This window comes from Flavilitoribacter nigricans DSM 23189 = NBRC 102662, from assembly GCF_002646595.1.
In the GTDB taxonomy this organism is placed as follows: Bacteria; Bacteroidota; Bacteroidia; order Chitinophagales; family Saprospiraceae; genus Flavilitoribacter; species Flavilitoribacter nigricans.
The window spans coordinates 149,849-168,198 of the sequence record NZ_PDUD01000027.1; the positions used below are offsets into that span (position 1 = coordinate 149,849).

11 protein-coding genes are annotated in these 18,350 nt (G+C 50.6%); 7 read left to right on the forward strand and 4 right to left on the reverse strand.

Going from position 1 to position 18,350, the window contains the following annotated elements; all coding sequences use genetic code 11:
• Nucleotides 1-140 precede the first annotated feature (140 nt).
• Nucleotides 141-2,954: an ATP-binding protein gene (locus tag CRP01_RS23310; RefSeq protein WP_170110505.1), complete on the reverse strand. Its 2,814-nt coding sequence runs from the start codon at nucleotides 2,952-2,954 to the stop codon at nucleotides 141-143.
• A 313-nt stretch (nucleotides 2,955-3,267) separates the two neighbouring features.
• Nucleotides 3,268-4,551 (reverse strand): glutamate-5-semialdehyde dehydrogenase, encoded by a 1,284-nt coding sequence (locus CRP01_RS23315; protein ID WP_099152520.1) that lies wholly within the window; start codon nucleotides 4,549-4,551, stop codon nucleotides 3,268-3,270.
• A gap of 278 nt (nucleotides 4,552-4,829) precedes the next feature.
• On the opposite strand from CRP01_RS23315, the gene CRP01_RS23320 reads away from it, so the two are divergent.
• Entirely contained in the window at nucleotides 4,830-5,330 is a 501-nt protein-coding gene (locus tag CRP01_RS23320; protein WP_099152521.1) for a YybH family protein, read from the forward strand.
• Between the two features lie 9 nt (nucleotides 5,331-5,339).
• On the opposite strand, the gene CRP01_RS23325 is transcribed toward CRP01_RS23320, so the two are convergent.
• Nucleotides 5,340-6,242, reverse strand: coding sequence for an AfsR/SARP family transcriptional regulator (locus CRP01_RS23325; protein ID WP_099152522.1), 903 nt, complete (start codon nucleotides 6,240-6,242; stop codon nucleotides 5,340-5,342).
• Between the two features lie 301 nt (nucleotides 6,243-6,543).
• Here CRP01_RS23325 and CRP01_RS23330 point away from each other — a divergent pair, with 301 nt between their 5' ends.
• The 3 genes from CRP01_RS23330 to CRP01_RS23340 all read left to right on the forward strand — a co-directional run bounded on the left by CRP01_RS23330 (nucleotide 6,544) and on the right by CRP01_RS23340 (nucleotide 8,672).
• Nucleotides 6,544-6,771, forward strand: coding sequence for a hypothetical protein (locus CRP01_RS23330; RefSeq protein ID WP_099152523.1), 228 nt, complete (start codon nucleotides 6,544-6,546; stop codon nucleotides 6,769-6,771).
• A 230-nt stretch (nucleotides 6,772-7,001) separates the two neighbouring features.
• Nucleotides 7,002-7,574: a hypothetical protein gene (locus CRP01_RS43020; protein ID WP_099152524.1), complete on the forward strand. Its 573-nt coding sequence runs from the start codon at nucleotides 7,002-7,004 to the stop codon at nucleotides 7,572-7,574.
• A 282-nt stretch (nucleotides 7,575-7,856) separates the two neighbouring features.
• Nucleotides 7,857-8,672 carry a PhzF family phenazine biosynthesis protein gene (locus CRP01_RS23340; RefSeq protein ID WP_099152581.1) on the forward strand — a complete coding sequence of 272 codons (816 nt, stop codon included), beginning with the start codon at nucleotides 7,857-7,859 and terminating at the stop codon, nucleotides 8,670-8,672.
• 321 nt (nucleotides 8,673-8,993) lie between these two features.
• On the opposite strand, the gene CRP01_RS23345 is transcribed toward CRP01_RS23340, so the two are convergent.
• Nucleotides 8,994-9,437, reverse strand: a complete 444-nt coding sequence (locus CRP01_RS23345; protein ID WP_099152525.1) for a hypothetical protein — start codon at nucleotides 9,435-9,437, stop codon at nucleotides 8,994-8,996.
• Nucleotides 9,438-10,399: 962 nt separating this feature from the next.
• Here CRP01_RS23345 and CRP01_RS23350 point away from each other — a divergent pair.
• From CRP01_RS23350 to CRP01_RS23360, 3 genes are all read left to right on the forward strand, one after another.
• Complete coding sequence (locus tag CRP01_RS23350) at nucleotides 10,400-12,814, forward strand: glycoside hydrolase family 127 protein (RefSeq protein ID WP_099152526.1); 2,415 nt, start codon at nucleotides 10,400-10,402, stop codon at nucleotides 12,812-12,814.
• A 393-nt stretch (nucleotides 12,815-13,207) separates the two neighbouring features.
• Nucleotides 13,208-15,568, forward strand: coding sequence for a glycoside hydrolase family 127 protein (locus CRP01_RS23355; RefSeq protein ID WP_099152527.1), 2,361 nt, complete (start codon nucleotides 13,208-13,210; stop codon nucleotides 15,566-15,568).
• A gap of 68 nt (nucleotides 15,569-15,636) precedes the next feature.
• Nucleotides 15,637-17,352, forward strand: coding sequence for a DUF885 family protein (locus CRP01_RS23360; protein ID WP_099152528.1), 1,716 nt, complete (start codon nucleotides 15,637-15,639; stop codon nucleotides 17,350-17,352).
• Nucleotides 17,353-18,350: the final 998 nt, after the last annotated feature.

Consider the following 18,350-nt stretch of genomic DNA (forward strand, 5'->3'; position numbering starts at 1 on the left):
GAATAAAGGTCGAGCCTGATCGAAAAGAGTACGTATCAGACTCAAAAACTCATATGGTAAAAATGAAGGATATCGATGAATTGGGACCGAACTATAGTTTCAAAAAACCGAACTATTGTCCACAAAAGGGGATAGCGTTCTTATTGCCCGTCCTTTCTGGCCCTGGATGGACTTTTTCCAAATTTTTCCTTATAACATTTACTGAAGTAATCGGCACTGTTGAATCCCGTTTGGTAGGCGATGTCCTTAATGGGAAGATCGGATTGGAGCAGAAGCTCCTGACCTTTTTGCAGGCGGTAATAATTGATAAACAGAGCGACGGTCAGTCCGGTGAGTTCACTGATCTTTCGGTACAGCACTGTCCGGCTGATGAATACGGATCTGGCCAGTTCATCCGGCCCGAAATCCGGGTCCGAATGCTGCTTTTCCAGTACTTCCAACACCTGCCGCATAAAGGCATCGTGTTGCTGGCCAACCGTATCGGTTGCCGGTACGAAGGTGATGATAGCGGCATAGCGCTCCCGGAGTTGCCGGCGCAAAAGCAGTAGTTGCTCCAGGCGGGCAAACAGCTCGTGACGCGAAAACGGCTTTTCCAGACACGCATCAGCCCCTTGCTGCAAACCTTCCAGGCGTGCCTCGTGACCAGAGCGGGCCGTAAGTAAAATGACCGGAATATGGCAGGTAAGGGGATCTGTCTTAACCTGATGGCACAAACTCAGCCCATCCAATACCGGCATCATAATGTCGCTGATGATCAGGTGGGGAGGGTTCTTTTTGATCAGGTCCAGGGCCACTTTGCCGTTGGGCGCAAAACTTAACTGATAGTGATCCGCCAGCATTTGACCCAGTACCAGGCTCACGTCTTCCTGGTCTTCTACGATCAGAACCTGTTGCGTGGCCGGAGCCGACTGACTAGAGGACAATTCTTCCAGGGATCCGCCGGAATGATCCGGAAGCGAGGTGGGCATCACGCTGGGTATTGCTGCTGTCGCCTCCCGGTGAGCATGCCGGATGGGCAATGCTATCGTAAACGTACTGCCTGCGCCAACTTCCGACCGGACACGGACCGATCCTTCGCATATTTCAGCGAGCTTTTTGGCTAGTGCCAGGCCAATGCCCGACCCCTGGTAGCTGCGCTGCAGGTCTTCTTCCACCTGGTAAAACCGGTCGAAGATCCTTTCCTGCAGTTCGATCGGGATGCCTTTTCCGTTATCTTCCACCGCCATGCAAAAAAATGGCTTGCCGGCTATTGTGTCCTTACTCGCCCTTACCTGTATACGACCGCCGGCCGGAGTAAATTTGACGGCATTCGACAGGATATTTTCCACGATCCTCTGAATCGCTTCCGGCGCAAAATCCATTTCCAGGGCCGGGGATGACGTGGTGAAAGTCAGTTCAATTTCTTTCTTACGGGCAAGGTGACCAATGGGCTCCAGCAGGTACCCCAGGTAGGCGATGATATCCGCGTGCAGGAACTCCAGTGGTCGTTCGCCTTGTTCCAGCTTTTGCAGTTCCAGGATCTGATCAATAAGCCGGAGGGAACGGTTCACATTCCTTTGCAACAGTTTTCCCTGATTTTGGTCCGCCGGATGCTCCCTTCGGATCAGGTCTTCCGCTATACTGTTCACTACCGTCAGCGGCGTCCGGAACTCATGGGTGATGTTAGCGTAGAATTGGTTCTTGGCTTCGGACAGTTTTTTAATGCGTTGTGCTTCTTCCCGATCCTCAATAGCTTTTTGCTGGAGCATCCGCGTTCGATAGCTCAGTCCGAGACTAAAACAGATGATCTCCAGAAGCACTCCGAACTGGAACTTATACATATAAATGCGGAAACCACCACCGTAGGGCTCGTAATACCGATAGAAAGGTAACCAGTGATATTCGCCGGGAACAAATTTACTCATCAGGATATAAAGAGCCGGGAGCAGCATGAAACCGGTGCCGATCAGGATGTAATTTTTCAGTGGAGAGGGATATCGTTTCAACAACAGATAGAAGAAAGCCGCGGCAAAAGGGAAGAACAACACCTGCATGAGCAAAAACAAATAATTGCTGACGCTGCTTGCCGGGATCATTTTTATGCCCAGGTCAAGAATGGTCAATCCCACAAACGCATAGGCCCCGGCTAAAAGATAACGGTTAAGTTTGGGATAGTGGCGGGCGTTGATACTCAGGAATTCTCTGGTGAACAGGATATACGCCAGATAGATCAGGTACGATACGGTGATCTCGATGTCCCGGTAATGACTGGCAAAATGGTCGAAGAAAAGATGAAGCCGCAGGTTTTGTTCGGCCATCCGGAAGTAATAGAGGAACAGCCCCAGCAAATAAAAGCTGTAGTACAGATAAGCCTTATCCGAAGTAGCCCGGTACTGGATAACGGAAAAGAAGGTGAGATAGAGCAAAATGGCGAAAAAAGATCCATAAAACAGGAATTGTTCCCGAAGCTCGCTGGCTTCAACGAGTTGCATCCGCTCCATTTCATCCGGACTGAGCACTTCCAGGAGCCGTTCGGATTCATACCGAGTATCGAGGTCCTTTACCCCCAGCGTATAGGTGTACGTTTCTCCCGCCGGAATGTGGACGGGATAATCGGAAAACCGGTCGGGCAGGGCCCGTTCCTTATAATCGCGGTTAAGCCCGGACTTGAGGATCCGCTTTTTATCCACCCAAAGTAGGCTGTAGCTGACAAAATCCGGGATATGAAATAGGGCAACAAGATCCCGATCGGGAGCAGGATTGTGGATCCGAAACCGGAACCAGCCCGTTTGCCTGGCTAAAACCCGGGGGGGCTGGGTAACGGGGTCAATCGCAGAAAAAGCATTATCGGGTATTTGCCGGGGATCCAGACCACCGGCCGGGTCCAGCGCGAAAAGCAGGGAATCTGATATCTGAACCCGCCGCTGGATTGTCAGTGTATCCGGGTGAATAGAGAGGGTTTGGCTGTTTCCCAAAAGCGGAAGCAGTAGCCCCAATAGAGCCGGTAAGCAGAAAGAATGGCGTCCTAACCTATTGATAATCTGGAGTTCCCAAATCATAGTGCTCTGGGTGAATAGTGTAGCTTAAATTACAAAATTCACCCAGATAAAGGAAATTTCTAATTATTTCAAGTTGCGATACTTGAATTGTAGAGAGTAGATGGTAAAGCGTAAAGAGACTACAACCGTTAAAATGAGCAATTTTGCTCCATTTTAACGATAGGTAATCCTTCTACCTTCTACTTTATACCCTCTACCTAAGTTGCATCGCAACTTAGATTAATTATTTCTAAGATCCGGCCCGGATCTGCCCATCCCCCCGGATCACCCATTTGTAGCTGGTCAGTTCCCGCAGGGCCATGGGACCGCGGGCGTGCATTTTCTGGGTGCTGATACCGATCTCGGCGCCCAGACCGAACTGACTGCCGTCGGTAAAGGCCGTTGTGGTATTGGCGTAAACCACGGCGGCATCCACACTTCTCAGAAAAGTGTCAACGATCTGCTGGTCTTCGGCCAGAATAGCTTCGCTGTGTTTGGAACTGTAGCGGTCGATGTGATCGAGTGCTTCCTGCAGGCTGTCCACCGTTTTGACGGACATTTTCATCGAAAGGAATTCCGTCCCGAAATCCGCTTCTTCGGCCGGGTGCAGCAATTGATCCGAATACTTGCCCTGCAATACCCGGTAGGCGGCCTCATCGGCGCGCACTTCACACTGATGGGTAGTGTCCAGTTCCGAAAGGATCTCCGGCAGATCGTTGAGGCGACTGCGGTGGATGACCAGCGTATCCAGTGCATTACAGACGCTGACGCGCCGGGATTTGGCATTGGTCACAATGGCCTTGCCTTTGGCGAGGTCGGCGCTGGCGTCAAAATAGGTATGCACAATACCCGCTCCCGTTTCGATCACGGGGACTTTGGCGTTGGCCCGTACAAAATTGATCAGCCCCTGACTACCGCGGGGAATGATGAGGTCCACATAATCTACGGCCTGCAGAATATGGCCGAGTGCTTCCCGCTGACTGGGCGCCAGGTAGCAGATGTCTGCCAGTTCCCGTTTGGCCAGCACCCGGTGGATAAGACTGACGATGGCAATATTGGAAAAATGGGCATCGCGGCTGCCTTTGAGCACACTGGCGTTACCCGACTTCAGGCAGAGGGCGAATACATCGAAGGTTACATTCGGACGGGATTCGAAGACAATCCCGATCACGCCCATCGGTACGGATAAGCGGGAAAGTTCCAGTCCGTTGGGTAGGGTTCTTTCTTCCAGTATCTGACCCAGCGGAGAGGGGAGTTCGGCTACTTTTCGCAGATCGGCGGCGATACTTTCCAGGCGTTTCGGGTTCAGCAGCAAGCGGTCGTACTTGGGATCTTCCGGATCCATGCGATCCAGGTCTTTTTGGTTTTCTTCCAGCAGGAAGGGAATGTTTTCCAGGGTAAGATCCGCCAGTTCGTTCAGAATGCTGTTGATCTCCCGGTCATCCAGGGAAAGCATTTTTCGAACGGCGCTCCGTACGTTTTTGAGTTGATCCGCAATTTGCTGGTCCAGATCGGCTAAAGTATCCGTTTGCATGACTCCGTTTTTTCGGTAAAAGTTGACTTAATCCAGATCGCAGGCCGGGGAATTGCAAGGCCCGGATAACTGGCCTTTACGCTATTCCTATACGGTTGCCGGTACTGACCGTACCATCTGCGTTTCTGTATTTACCCCGATGGCAGGCAAATAGTTCCTGCGCGGAGTAATAGTTGAACGCAGCAAAAATAAGCGATATAGGATGAAAATGCTTAGCTTAGGTCATAGTACCGGACCAAAAAGTTCGGCCGGCCCCGAAAAACTACAATATCCGACTGATGAAAAAGCTATTTACCAAAGGTATAGCCCTGCCGGCCCTTGTGCTGGTCCTGGCCAGCTGTACCTCCAATCTTTCCAACGCTCCATCCGGTGGGGAACTAACCACTTCCGATAGAGAACAGATCAGGGCCCTTATCGGACAATACGTCACGGGTTGGCTGACCAGCGATACCGCTATGGTGCTGGATATTTTTGCCGATACAGCTACGATCATCCCCAGAGGGATGGCTCCAAAGAAAGGCAAAGCCGCCCTCCGGGAGTTCTGGTTTCCCGCAGACAGCTCCGTGACGACCATCCATTCCTACGAAGTGAACGTCCTGGAGATCGGAGGCAATACGGACCTCGCTTATACTCTGGAAGCGGGACAGTTGTCTTTTTCCTACCAAAAGGGAGATCTTAAGCTCTCACGCGAATCCAATGCCCACGCCACGACCATCCTCAGAAAGTCGGGCGGCGGGCAGTGGAAGGTCGTGCAAAGGATGTGGACGGATCGTCGTTAAAAACTGGGTTCAGGCCCTCGACAGGAAGGCCGTTTGCAGGGCTTCCCCGCTTACAATGCAGTGGTAGAGAGTCTGGGTCTGGGAGGAAGGTTCCAGCCCAAACTCCTGCAATAGTAGCGATTGGCACTTTCGGTATTGCCGGATGGCCAGATCCCGTTGCCCTTCTTTCGCATAGCACCACATCAGTAACTGGTGGGCCCGTTCCAGGTAGGGATCTCTCTGGAGCATCTGCTGGAAAGTGGCCCGGGCGGCCTGCGACTCGTTGCGTTGCAGGTGGCAGATGCCGAGGCCTTCCAGTGCCTGCAGATAGCGTTGCCTGAGTTGTTCGCGGGGCGTTCCCGTCCATTCCTCGTAGGGGAAAGCCGACAGGAGGTCACCGGAATAGACCTGGGCGGCGCGGCGATACGCCCGAAATGCACCGGCCGTATCCAGGGTTTTCTCCAGCTGTTGTCCCTGTTGGAGGTACTGCTCAAAACGCTGTACATCGGTCTGGATGATCCAGTTCGGATTAAAGCGATAGCATCCCCGCTGGTGCACAATGATCTGCTCCTGGGGACGGACATACTGGCGAAAATGCCTACGGATGTGACAAAGGGCAACATTGAGGGAATTCCGGGCGGATTCCTGGTGTACATCCGGCCAGAACTGCCCGATCAGCTGGTCGCGCCGGATCTTCTGTCCGGCGTGCCGGGCAAAGTAAGCCAGCAGCAGCGTGTGCTGCGGGCTGGACATTTCCGGTATTTCCCGATTGGACGCAAAGCAGCGCACGTGACCGAATAGCTGGATCCGGAGATCAAATACGGGTAGTTGTTTGGGAGTTGTACTTTCCGGGTTTTCTTCCCGGTTCATCGGTTTTTGGGGCTGGAAAAAGTGATCCCACCACTTATTCCACCACTTAACTGGGGTCTGCATGTTTCTTGTTTCCTTAATGTGTTCAGTAAGCAGAAGGAGAAAACTGGAATGGGACTTCGGGCAGGCAGCGGATAATTGATTTAGTGTGAGAATATGAAGTGAAAAGCGATCTTTCCCGCTGGATCCGGGCCGTGAAGTGAGTATTCGTGGCGAAAAACACGAATAACGCCCATTGCTTCTATAAATAGATAGTGGCTGTAGTATGGGTGTGATTCTCTGCAAATTTACGGAAAAATGCCTACCTTCAGGAGCGATTATACCTACCAATATTGGGAGGTTGAATAAGAAAAAACGTTAAAAAATGGCCGCTTCTTTTGATTTCAATCAGGAAGACCTGGAAAGGCATACCTGCCGTACCTGGCAGGAAGGAGACTGGATTATTTTGCAATGTACGCAATGCGATTTTCTGCGCCGGATGAACTGGAAAACCGGTGCGCTAAAAATAGATCAATCGGGTGAACCACAGATCATGCACAGTGCCCAACATCGGGGGCAGAAGATTGCGCTGGATGTGGGATCGATGAATTGACGTTTCATTGTGTTAAGGTGGAAATGTGGAAACGTGGAAATGTGTTAAAGTGTTGAAGTGGGGAGGTGTTGAGGTTGGGTTCCCGGGGGGCTGACGTATGTACTTTGGGGTTTTTCTTCCTTTCGGCCGTTTTTGGGGTATGGCCTTTGGGTGAGTAGTTATCTTTTCGCCTGGATATTTCCCTGCTGATGAAAAAGGCCGCTAACCTGACGTTAGAGAACATTTGAAAGTTGAAACTATCCAAACGGCATATTATTTTTATCATTGGTTTGCTTAGTGTGTACTTTAGTTTCCTATTCTTTGGAAGACGACCAGACTTCTATCTCATCCTTTTAATCGGTGGAATTGGAGTAAGCTTAATAGCCTTTTTGACGATCTTATTTGGTAAAGGGGCTGGAAAATCCAAATTATTCTGGGCTTTGATCTTACTGTTATCAGTTGTTTTATTGCAGCTGGCAGAACCACTTCTTATTCGCACCTCCTTCATCATTTACGTTCGAGCCAACGATAATCACTTAAGAGAAATAAATGGATTGCTGACAAGTCATCCAGGAACGCTGCACATCTATCCCGATAATATCACCACTAAAGGGATGGAATTGGGTGATCTGGAAATAGATAGGCTAAAAGAACTCAGAAAGGAAGTTGATGCTTATCTGATCATTAAAACCGATTCTACTATTTATTACGGACTTTCTGGTTTTTTAGACGTGCGACATGGTGTTTCATATCGGTTCAGGGGAAAACATAACCCAGCCCCCCATCTAATTCATCGAAAATTAATAGGAAACTGGTATTACTGAAAACATCAGAAAAGTATACATTGCTCAACAAAACTTATCAGTAACAGGCCCCTGCGGGTGGCTGCGGCTATTAGCGTGGATGTTGGTACTATACCGCACAATGTCAGATTATGTGCATTTAATATTCCTCCTCCGCCCTGCGGGCACCTCCTCCCGAGGAGGATAACACCTTGATTAATGGACGGTTGTGCTCCACTGGGGGAGCTGGCCGAAGGACTGAGGGGGATCTTCATTTGCACAAAATCACATGTTGTCAAGTATAATTTGGAAACCATAGAGCAAATGACCGGAATAGAAACCTATATCGTCGATTCATTTACGGACGAACCTTTTAAAGGGAATCCGGCGGGTGTCTGTTTGATCAAGCGGGCGATAAGTGACGAGAAAATGCTTTCCATTGCCCAGGAGCTTGGACTGTCTGAAACCGCGTTTGTTCATCTACAAAGTGGGCAGGAAAAAATTCCGATTCGCTACTTTTCACCGAAAATGGAGATCCCGCTTTGTGGACACGCTACCCTGGCTGCTGCCAAAGTGCTTTTTCAAAATGACCTGGGTATCACCAAAATCCACTTTGTGAACACGCAGGATTTAGACCTGACCATCCGAAAAGATGGAGCGTTCATAATAATGGAGTTTCCAATCTATGGAACAGAACCGCGAACCGCACCTGAAGCATTACTTGTTGCGCTTGGAATTGATGAAATAAAAAATAGCGCTTATAATGAAGAGACCAAGATACTGCTGCTCGAAATAAACGATTGTAAAGTCTTGCAAGGGCTCCAGCCCGACTTTGAAAAATTAAAAAGATCGATCGATTCGATCAATGGTGTTTTGGTTACTGCCTTATCCGACAAGCCGGACTACGATTTTGAATCAAGATATTTCTGGCCCTGGAGCGGTACGAATGAAGACCCGGTAACCGGGGGAACGCATACCTTCTTGGCAAAATACTGGGGAGATAGATTAGGTAAGCGAAAAATGAATTCTTTTCAGTGTTCGGAAAGAACCGGATTTATGGAAGTTGAATTAATTGACCAGCATAAGATGACTATAAAAGGCAAGGCGCAAATAGTCTTGAAAGGAGAATTGACAATATAAAACCGGCTACTACGGTAAGTAGTTGGTTGGTCTCGGCGGCTTCAGAGAATTCCTGTAACTAGTTTAATGTACTTACGGGTAAACTCAACTAACTATTCATAGCCAGGACCCCGTTTCCCACCGGAAAAGATAAAGTGTAATACATCCTGAAAAAGCGAGGGAGCTGCCGTGGCAACTCCCTGCTTTTAAAACGTTCATGGGGTTTATAAGTCGATTAGTTGAAGTGGTCGTCGGCCGGTGTGCAGCAGTCAGCCGGGGTGCAAAACATGCAGGTGTGCTGACTACTGACGACCGGATTCCGCTACTGAACACCACAGGATACTATCCGTAAACCTGCAATACACCAACTTCGTCGTAAGCTGCCAGTGGGGTAGGGTTGCCACTAGGGTCGTGCAGTACGATGGTAGCGATCAGTTTGTAAGCGCCTTCGGCCAGCGTGCCGTCGGGGATGGTGATCACTGCGCTGTAGTTGTTGGTCGTAGTATTGAAAGCTACGTTGACCGGTGCGGGGTTGGAACCCACTTCACCACTGCCCATCAGTTCGAAAAAGATCCGGCATTCAAAGCTCCAGCCGGCGAAAGAATTCGCCAGGGAACCGCTTTCGGACCATACGAAGTGTACGAAAAGGTCCTGTCCGGTGTTGATGATATTTACCGGCGGCGTGATGGCGGGCAGGTCAGGTGGTAAGGTCGGGCCTTCGTGCAGGTGTACATTACCGCTAATGTTGTAAAAAGTGGTTGGAAATCCATTTTCAATCGTCAACATAAGATTGGGATTTTGGGTGGCTTCCTGCATGCCGGTTCTTGTCGGAAGGGGAATGCAGTCCGCGCTAGTTTAAAATGGGGTTGATGAAAAAACGAGCGACAAGAACTGAGGCAAAGGTGCGACCCCGGAATTAATCCGTACTTAATTGACGATTATCACACGCTTAATTTTGGCTTAATCCGCTTAATTGGCGGTTAAAGCAAAAGTTTTTACCCTAAAACTTTCCCGCATCCTTTCGGAGCGCCGGCCTGGCTTCAATTTTTTTCACCGGATCACCTTTTGGTTACCCGTTCAGAACTGCCATTCGGTATCACCATTTGGCGGTTAGCCATTGTAATGCGGCAATGGTTTTACTCCCGGATCGAGAAAATTGAAAAAAAATTTAAATTTTTTCCCTTTTAGAAATCCGGATGCCCGGTCCTCTCCGTAAGTATACCCGTAAACAGGAAATAAACAACCCCATAAGCTTGTTTCCGCAGAGGAAATTAGTGTAAAGACATAGCTACATCTATCTGGCTTTGAGCCGACAATGCAAATCAAGGTCACATTAAAGATGCTAATAAGACTGTAAGGGAGGCGATAAAATGTTATCGCTATTTTAGTAGGGCGGACTCGATCCGCCCTATTTTTTTGTCATATCTTAGGGTAAGAAAATAAAACGGCTTAATTTTATACACGGAAGTCGTTCTATAATTTTCGGCCGGATCGTTGAGTAGACCCCAGGAGGTTCGGCCATCAGGAAACTCCAATTTCTCTGGTCCGGTGATTCGAGGTTTAAGTTTACCGGTCTCTCGTAACCTACTGCGACTTCTTACGTTTAAACAGCTCTCTAACCCTCCACCAATTTGCGATCTTAACGAATTTCTGGGCGCTCGCCCGAAAATAACTGAACATACCGATCCGTGCTGTTGCCAAAACAGGACCGGATCAGGATAGGTGATCATTATCTGAAAACATTAATTATGAACAAGCATTTCATCCCTTACCTGTGTTTTGCTCTTGTTGCGTGTGTATCTTCCGTGGCCTGGGGCCAGGACCAACAAGATTATCCCATTACGCCCATACCATTTTCCAAAGTTGAGATCCGGGACGAGTTTTGGTCGCCCAAGATCAAGACCAATCACGAAGTGACCATCCCCATTGCGATCCAGAAAAGCCGGGAGACCGGCCGGATCGATAATTTCCGGATTGCCGCCGGTACCAAGGAAGGACAGTTCTGTACGGAATACCCCTTCGATGATACGGACATTTATAAGATCATCGAGGCGGCCAGCTATTCCCTGCAGGTATTTCCCGATCCCGAACTGGAAGCGACGGTAGATTCCCTCATCGATCTGGTTGGCGCCGCTCAGGAAGAAGACGGTTACCTGTATACCAACCGGACCATCGGGAAGAATCTGCATCCCTGGGCCGGTGAAAAGCGCTGGGAACTGGTACACGAACTCAGTCACGAACTCTACAACCTGGGGCATATGTACGAGGCCGCAGTGGCGCACTTCACCGCGACCGGAAAGCGCGATTTCCTGGATATTGCGATTAAAAGCGCGGATCTGGTTGATGAGGAATTCGGTCCGGGAGAAGGGCAGATCGCCAATGTGCCCGGCCATCAGGAAATTGAGATCGGTCTGGTAAAGTTGTTCCGCGTCACAGGAGAGCAGCGCTACCTCGATCTGGCAAAATTTTTCCTGGATATCCGGGGAAGCGAAGGAGTTGGTAATCCGAAGAAATACGATCAGTCCCACCTGCCGGTCACCCAGCAGAGTGAAGCGGTTGGCCACGCCGTTCGCGGTGCGTATATGTGGACCGCCATGGCGGATATTGCCGCCATTACCGGAGATCGGGATTACATGGATGCTATCAACCGGATCTGGCACGACATCGTCGACGGGAAATACTACATCAACGGCGGGATCGGGGCGACCAACCACGGGGAAGCTTTCGGCGATACCTACCAGCTGCCCAATATGACCGCCTATTGCGAGACCTGCGCTGCGGTCGGCAATGCCTTCTGGAACCACCGCATGTTCCTGATGACGGGAGACAGTAAATTCATCGATGTGCTGGAACGCAGCATGTACAACAATATCCTGGATGGGGTTTCGCTGTCCGGCGATCACTTTTTCTATCCCAATCCGCTGGCGTCTGACGGCCGCCACGAACGGCAGGAATGGTTCGGCTGCGCCTGCTGCCCGCCCAACGTAGCTCGCTTTCTGCCGTCCATGCCGGGCTACATCTACGCGCAGCAGGACACGGATGTATACGTCAACCTGTACATTACCAGCGGCACGGAAATGAATGTCGGCGGCAAAGCCCTGAAACTGGAGCAAACCAGCGAATTTCCCTGGGAGGGAGGCGTAGAGATCCGGGTCACGGCACCGGAACCCGTTGGCGCCAAACTCAAACTCCGGGTGCCCGGCTACGTGCAGGATCGACCGGTGCCCAGCGACCTGTACAAATACGTCGGCGCAAAAAATCAACCCTTCGTCATGAAGATCAACGGGCAGGCGTATCCTTACGTGATCGACAGTCTCGGATACATTTCGGTAGAGCACGTCTGGAATCAGCGCAATTCCATCCAGATCGATTTCCCGATGGAGGTCAAAAAAGTGAAAGCCCACGAAGGCGTTACCCAGAATACCGGCAAAGTGGCCATCGAACGGGGCCCGATTCTGTATGCGGCCGAATGGCCGGACAATCCCTACAACAAAGTACTGAGCCTGGTGCTGGACGAAACGACCGAGCTGAAGCCGAAACGATCCAATATTCTGGGGGGTACTTATACCATCCGCGGTAAAGCGAAAATGGCTGCCAAAAAACTGGACGGCTCGGTGATGCTGAGCAAAAGTGATAAACTGACCCTGATCCCCTATCACCTCTGGAATAACCGCGGGGCCGGCGAAATGACCGTCTGGCTGGCAACGGACGTCGCCCATGCCGATCCCGTACCCGCTCCGACTATTGCGCGCACCAGCAAGGTGTCCGCCTCGGTAGACACCAAAGCAACCGTCGCGCTCAACGATCAGCGGTATCCGGAGCATTCGAACGATCACAGTATTTCCTACCTGCACTGGTGGCCCAAGAAGGCGACGACCGAATGGGTGCAATTCGATTTTGACGCGCCGAAAAGCGTATCAAAAGTCCAGGTCTACTGGTACGATGACGGACCCAACGGCGGATGCCGCATTCCGGCTTCCTGGAAGGTGCAGTACCACCGGGCGGAAGGCTGGCACGATGTCGTGCCGACCGGAGAGTATACGATCACGAAGGATGATTGGGATACGATCGAGTTCAACCCGGTGAATACTGGCATGCTCCGCGTGGTTGTCGAACTTCCGAAAGAATACGCAACCGGACTCTACGAAGTCATCATTGAGTGATATATTCGACCATAAAAAGAATCGGCTGCAAACATGAATCACCCCGGATTTTATAAAAGGCGGTGTATGACCTCAGAGAGGTCGAATATTCGTAGAATTTAGCATGGATAAGCATTTTCCGACCTCAGGGAGGTCGCACATTTACCACATTGCTCCATGTTGTGCGACCTCCCTGAGGTCGAAACCAGCATTTCGACTATTTTTCTACGAATGTTTAACCTCTACGAGGTCATTTTTGAGTCCTGAAAAAATTCAGGATGACTCATGTTTGCGGCTGATGACAAACCAGAAGGGCTGTTTAAGAATCAAGACAGTCGCGTACTCGCTTAGATACCAATGGTCGCGCAGCAAGACCGGAACGTACTTTATAATTGTGCAGCTTAAGCAAGATCTATGAATACCAAGTTGAAACTACTGGTGGCTACCGGTATGATGCTCTTTATCGGTGCTTGCAGTACCACGCCGATCACCCAGCAGGAAGGAAGCGGGAAACCGGTGGAAGCTTTTCCCATCACTCAGGTGGAATTGCTGCCGGGCCCTTTCCTGCACGCTACGGAACTGAATGTCGAATCGCTACTCAGCTACGAGCCGGATCGCCTATTGGCAAAATTCCGTTCCGAAGCCGGCCTGGAACCAAAAGCAGAACACTACAAAGGCTGGGAAGCGGAGACGATCGCCGGCCACACCCTGGGTCATCACCTGAGCGCCTGCGCACTGATGTATCAGTCTACCGGTGACCAGCGGTTTCTGGACCGGGTCAATTATATCGTCGACGAGCTGGAGGCCGTGCAAAATGCCAACGGCAACGGCTATGTTGGGGCATTTACCAATGGTCGGCAGATCTTTGAGGAGCAGATCGCCAAAGGGGAGATCCGTTCCCAGGGTTTCGACCTCAATGGGATCTGGGCTCCGTTTTATACCCACCACAAGGTGCTGGCCGGATTGCGCGACGCTTACCGTCTGGCCGGAAACGAAAAGGCACTCGAGATCGGGAAGGGATTCGGCACTTGGATCGGTACGATCGTGCTGGATCTAAACAACGAGCAGGTACAAAAAATGCTGCACTGCGAATTCGGAGGGGTACAGGAAACCCTGGCCCAGTTGTACGAGGACAGCGGAGATGAAAAATTTCTGGAGATCGCCCGGGTTTTCCACCACGAGGACATTGTGGATCCGCTGGCGCGGGGAGAAGATATCCTGCCCAATAAACACGGCAATACCCAGATCCCAAAGATGATCGCTTCGGCTACCCTCTACGAACTGACCGGAGAAGAGCAGGATCGCCGTCCGGCGGAATTTTTCTGGAATACGGTAGTCGACCATCATACGTACGTCACCGGCGGACACGGCAATCACGAATATTTCGGCCAACCCGATCAACTGACCAATCGGCTGAGTGATGAAACAACCGAAACCTGTAATGTCTACAATATGCTGAAGCTATCGCGCCATCTGTTCCAGTGGGAACCGAGCGCGGCGGTAGCCGATTATTACGAACGGGCGCTGTTCAACCACATCCTGGCGTCCCAGCATCCGGAAAGTGGCCGGGTGATCTACAACCTCTCCCTGGAAATGGGCGGGTACAAGATCTACCAAAACCCGGAATGGTTCACCTGCTGTGTAGGTTCCGGTATGGAAACCCACAGCAAATACGGAGCGAATATTTACTACCACAATGAAGAGGAGCTTTACGTCAGCCAGTATATGGCTTCGGTGCTCGATTGGGAGGAAAAGGGCCTGAAACTTCGGCAGGAAACCAGTTACCCGGAGGAGCAGGGCAGTCAGTTTTTGTTGGAATTGGTGGATGACCGGCAATTTACGTTGTATCTCCGGTACCCATACTGGGCGCAGGAAGGGGTGAATGTTACCATCAACGGGGAAGCGCAAACGGTAGAGGCAGCACCCGGCAGTTTTCTGGCTATTGACCGCAGCTGGAAAAACGGGGATAAGATCAGGATCGACTTCCCGTTCAGTTTGCGCCTGGAGGCCATGCCGGACGATGAAGACCGGATCGCCGTTTTTTACGGCCCGGTCCTGCTGGCCGGAGACCTCGGTCCGGTAGAGGACGAGGCCGCTTACACGCCCGAATACGTACCGGTCTTTATGTCGGAAGAACGCTCGCCGGAGGCCTGGCTGGAAGCGGTGCCCGGCGAGGTCAATACCTTCAAAAGTAAGGAGGTCGGCAAACCAAGAGATATTGTCTTCAAACCATTCTATAAAACCCACGACCGGCGTTATTCGGTATATTTTGACCTGTTCAATCAACAGCGCTGGGAAGAGCGGCAGGCGGAATACCAAGCCGAACTGGAACGCAAGAAACAACTGGAATCGATTACCTACGATGCTTTCCAGCCGGGAGAAATGCAGGCGGAGCGCAACCACAATTTCCGGGGTGACAAGCTCAATATCATGGAGGATTTCAAGGGCCGCAAAGCCCGGGGTTCGGAACGCGGCGGCTGGCTGGCCTTCGATATGAAGGTGGAACAGGGCACGCCGATGGCGCTGAATCTGGAGTACTGGGGGGGCTTTACCGGTTCCAAAACTTTTGATATTCTGATCAATGACCAAAAAGTCGCTACCGAAAATATCAGCGGTAAACAGGATGGTGCCTTTATCGATGTGAATTACGATATTCCCACTGAGATCACCGATGCCACGGATAAGATCACCGTGAAATTTGAACCCCACGTCGGCCACCGGTCGGGACCATTCTTTTACGCCCGGACCGTCCGGAAGCGGGAGGATCCACAATAAGCTTGCAATTGCCTTTAACGTAAGACCGGTGCACCCATTGAATTCGTGTACCGCATAAAATATTGAACATGAAAAAACTCGTACCCTTCCTTTGTCTGCTGTTTATACTTTCCAGCGGTTTTGCCCATCCGCTACCTCCCGATTCGGAGATCCCCGAATGGATGACCCAGTACCGGGCGGATTACGGGGCGCTCAATCGACTGTACAATATCTGGGGAACGGAGGAATACACCCAGCGGATGACCGGCCTGGTGGATCAATACCTGGCCAAACTGGAGGAGCTGGATTACGATGCTCTGAGCCTGGATGCCAAGATCGATTACCAGTTATTTCGCCGGCAGTTGCGGGAAGCTGCGCTCAATCTGCAGCAGGACGCGCTGGAGTTGGAGGAAGCCAAATCCCTCTTTCCTTTCGGAGAGGAGATCTACCAACTGGTAAGCGAGCAACGCCGGGGCGCGCAGCCCCAACCCAAAGCCGTAGCTGCTCGCGTCAATGATTTGAACAAAGCGATCAGCGCTTCGATCAAAAGCGTACAAAAAGGCGATACGCTGGACGCCAAAGTTGCCCGTCCGGCGGCTCGCCATATCGATGATATGCGGGAAGCGCTGGAGAAATATTATCAGTTCTACGACGATTACGATCCGCTTTTTAGCTGGTGGATGAAGCAACCCTACAGCGAGACCGACGAACTATTGAAACAGTACGAAAGCCTGCTCAAAAAGAAAAACCGGGTAGAAAGCAATCAGCGCCGGGACCAGTCGGGGATTGTAGGCAATCCCATCGGAGATGCGGAGATCCGGCGTCGACTGATCTACGAGATGATCCCCTACAGTCCGGAAGAACTGATCCAGATCGCCGAAATGGAATTTGCCTGGTGCGACCGGGAAATGCTTAAGGCTTCCCGCGAACTGGGCTACGGCGAGGAATGGCACGATGCCCTCGAACACGTCAAGGAGACTTACGTGGAACCGGGCAAACAGCCGGAAGTGATCAAGCGCCTGTACGACGAGTCGGTCGCTTTTATCAAAGAAAATAACCTGATCACGGTACCCGAGTTGTGCGAAGAGACCTGGCGGATGAATATGATGTCCGAAGAACGGCAACGGGTCAATCCCTTTTTCACCGGAGGGGAAGTCATCTCCATTTCCTACCCGACCAGCGAAATGACCCACGAGGAAAAAATGATGAGCATGCGCGGGAACAATCCGCATTTTTCCCGGGCGACGGTCCACCACGAGCTGATCCCCGGCCACGGACTGCAGATGTTCATGAATCAGCGTTACAAACCCTACCGCCGTACCTGGAACGGTTTCTGGGGCGAAGGCTGGGCGCTGTACTGGGAACGCCTGCTCTGGGATCAGGGGTTTCCCGAATCTCCGGAGGACCGCATCGGGATGTTGTTCTGGCGAATGCACCGCTGTGCCCGGATCATCTTTTCCCTGAAATACCATATGGGCGAGTGGACGCCACAGGAATGTATCGACTTTCTGGTAGAGCGGGTCGGCCACGAACGGGCCAACGCGGAAGGTGAGGTCCGCCGTTCCTTCACGGGCGGTTACGATCCCCTGTACCAACTGGCTTATATGATCGGGGGCCTGCAGTTTGAATCTCTGAAAGAAGCGCTGGTCGACAGTGGAAAAATGAGTTTCCGCGAGTTCCACGACCGCATTCTGAAAGAGAACCAGATGCCGGTGGAACTGGTACGGGCCATCTTGATGGAAGACGCTCCGGAAAAGGATTTTGTCACCAAGTGGCGCTTTTACGACCTGAAGAAACGCCCTTAACCAATAGCAAAAAAATAAGCCCGCAAAGTGCGGGCTTATCGAAAACTGATCATCCATTTATTGTGGCCATTTCTTGAACGGATGGCGATCAGCGCTAAGAAAACTGGGATTTAGTTGGCCCCGCGCGGTCCGGACAGGGGATGATCGGACCGTTAGCGAATCCTGCGTGCTCCCACACGCTCAACTGGGGTTATACAAGTTCTAAAAACAATAACAGGGTTTTAAGGGGCAAATTTGTTTCCGTAGCATTCTGCTGAGCATCATAGGGTTAACTGGGTGTTGGGGCGTAGTCATTTTACTGGACATCAGGTGTTTGGTAGACGATGGTGAACCCACTGGTCTCACTGCCTGATGCATCGTTGCTCAGCAATAGTGATTTACAATTTCAATTGTCCTGGATGTCATGATTATTTTGGGTTTAGTTACATTACAAAGTTACGGGAACGAGTTATGGGGCTCAACTACCAATTGTGGGAGGATCGTTTCTGTCGGGAGGGATGAACAAAGCATATCTGCCATAAAAGAAGCCTAAGGAGAGGAATAAATTTCCAATGATATCCAATACGTTGCTTGCCGAATATAATTTGACATAAAGGATAAAATCACGTGCATAAATGTAATCCCCGGTAAGATCAAGAAATAGTGAAAGCAACTCTGGTAAAAGTATACCAATACTAATCCATAAGTATGGATTTTTTTTAAGCGGAATCCTAAGAGAGTAACTACGGGAATACCATAAATAAGAGAGTGGCAGTAAAATTAAAAATACGCCCTCAAGAACTGGATTTAAGTTTCCAGGAGCATGGTATCCTTCGATAAAACAATGGTTGATCAAAGCTACAACAGAAAGTATACAGCTTAATGGAAATATGAAACGTTGAAAGGTGTTTTTGGGAAATAACGTGCTGTAAAACCAGCCAACCAAGAGGAAGTTTTTCAGATAATACAAAATCAGAAGAAAGAAAGTGTTCTGGATCTTGAAATAAGCAATAAAGTCC

Coding starts and splice junctions, on each gene's coding strand:
- CRP01_RS23315 (WP_099152520.1), bottom strand. CDS start 4,551: ATGCAAACGGATACTTTAGCCGATCTGGACCAGCAAATTGCGGATCAA.
- CRP01_RS23320 (WP_099152521.1), top strand. CDS start 4,830: ATGAAAAAGCTATTTACCAAAGGTATAGCCCTGCCGGCCCTTGTGCTG.
- CRP01_RS23325 (WP_099152522.1), bottom strand. CDS start 6,242: ATGCAGACCCCAGTTAAGTGGTGGAATAAGTGGTGGGATCACTTTTTC.
- CRP01_RS23330 (WP_099152523.1), top strand. CDS start 6,544: ATGGCCGCTTCTTTTGATTTCAATCAGGAAGACCTGGAAAGGCATACC.
- CRP01_RS23340 (WP_099152581.1), top strand. CDS start 7,857: ATGACCGGAATAGAAACCTATATCGTCGATTCATTTACGGACGAACCT.
- CRP01_RS23345 (WP_099152525.1), bottom strand. CDS start 9,437: ATGTTGACGATTGAAAATGGATTTCCAACCACTTTTTACAACATTAGC.
- CRP01_RS23350 (WP_099152526.1), top strand. CDS start 10,400: ATGAACAAGCATTTCATCCCTTACCTGTGTTTTGCTCTTGTTGCGTGT.
- CRP01_RS23355 (WP_099152527.1), top strand. CDS start 13,208: ATGAATACCAAGTTGAAACTACTGGTGGCTACCGGTATGATGCTCTTT.
- CRP01_RS23360 (WP_099152528.1), top strand. CDS start 15,637: ATGAAAAAACTCGTACCCTTCCTTTGTCTGCTGTTTATACTTTCCAGC.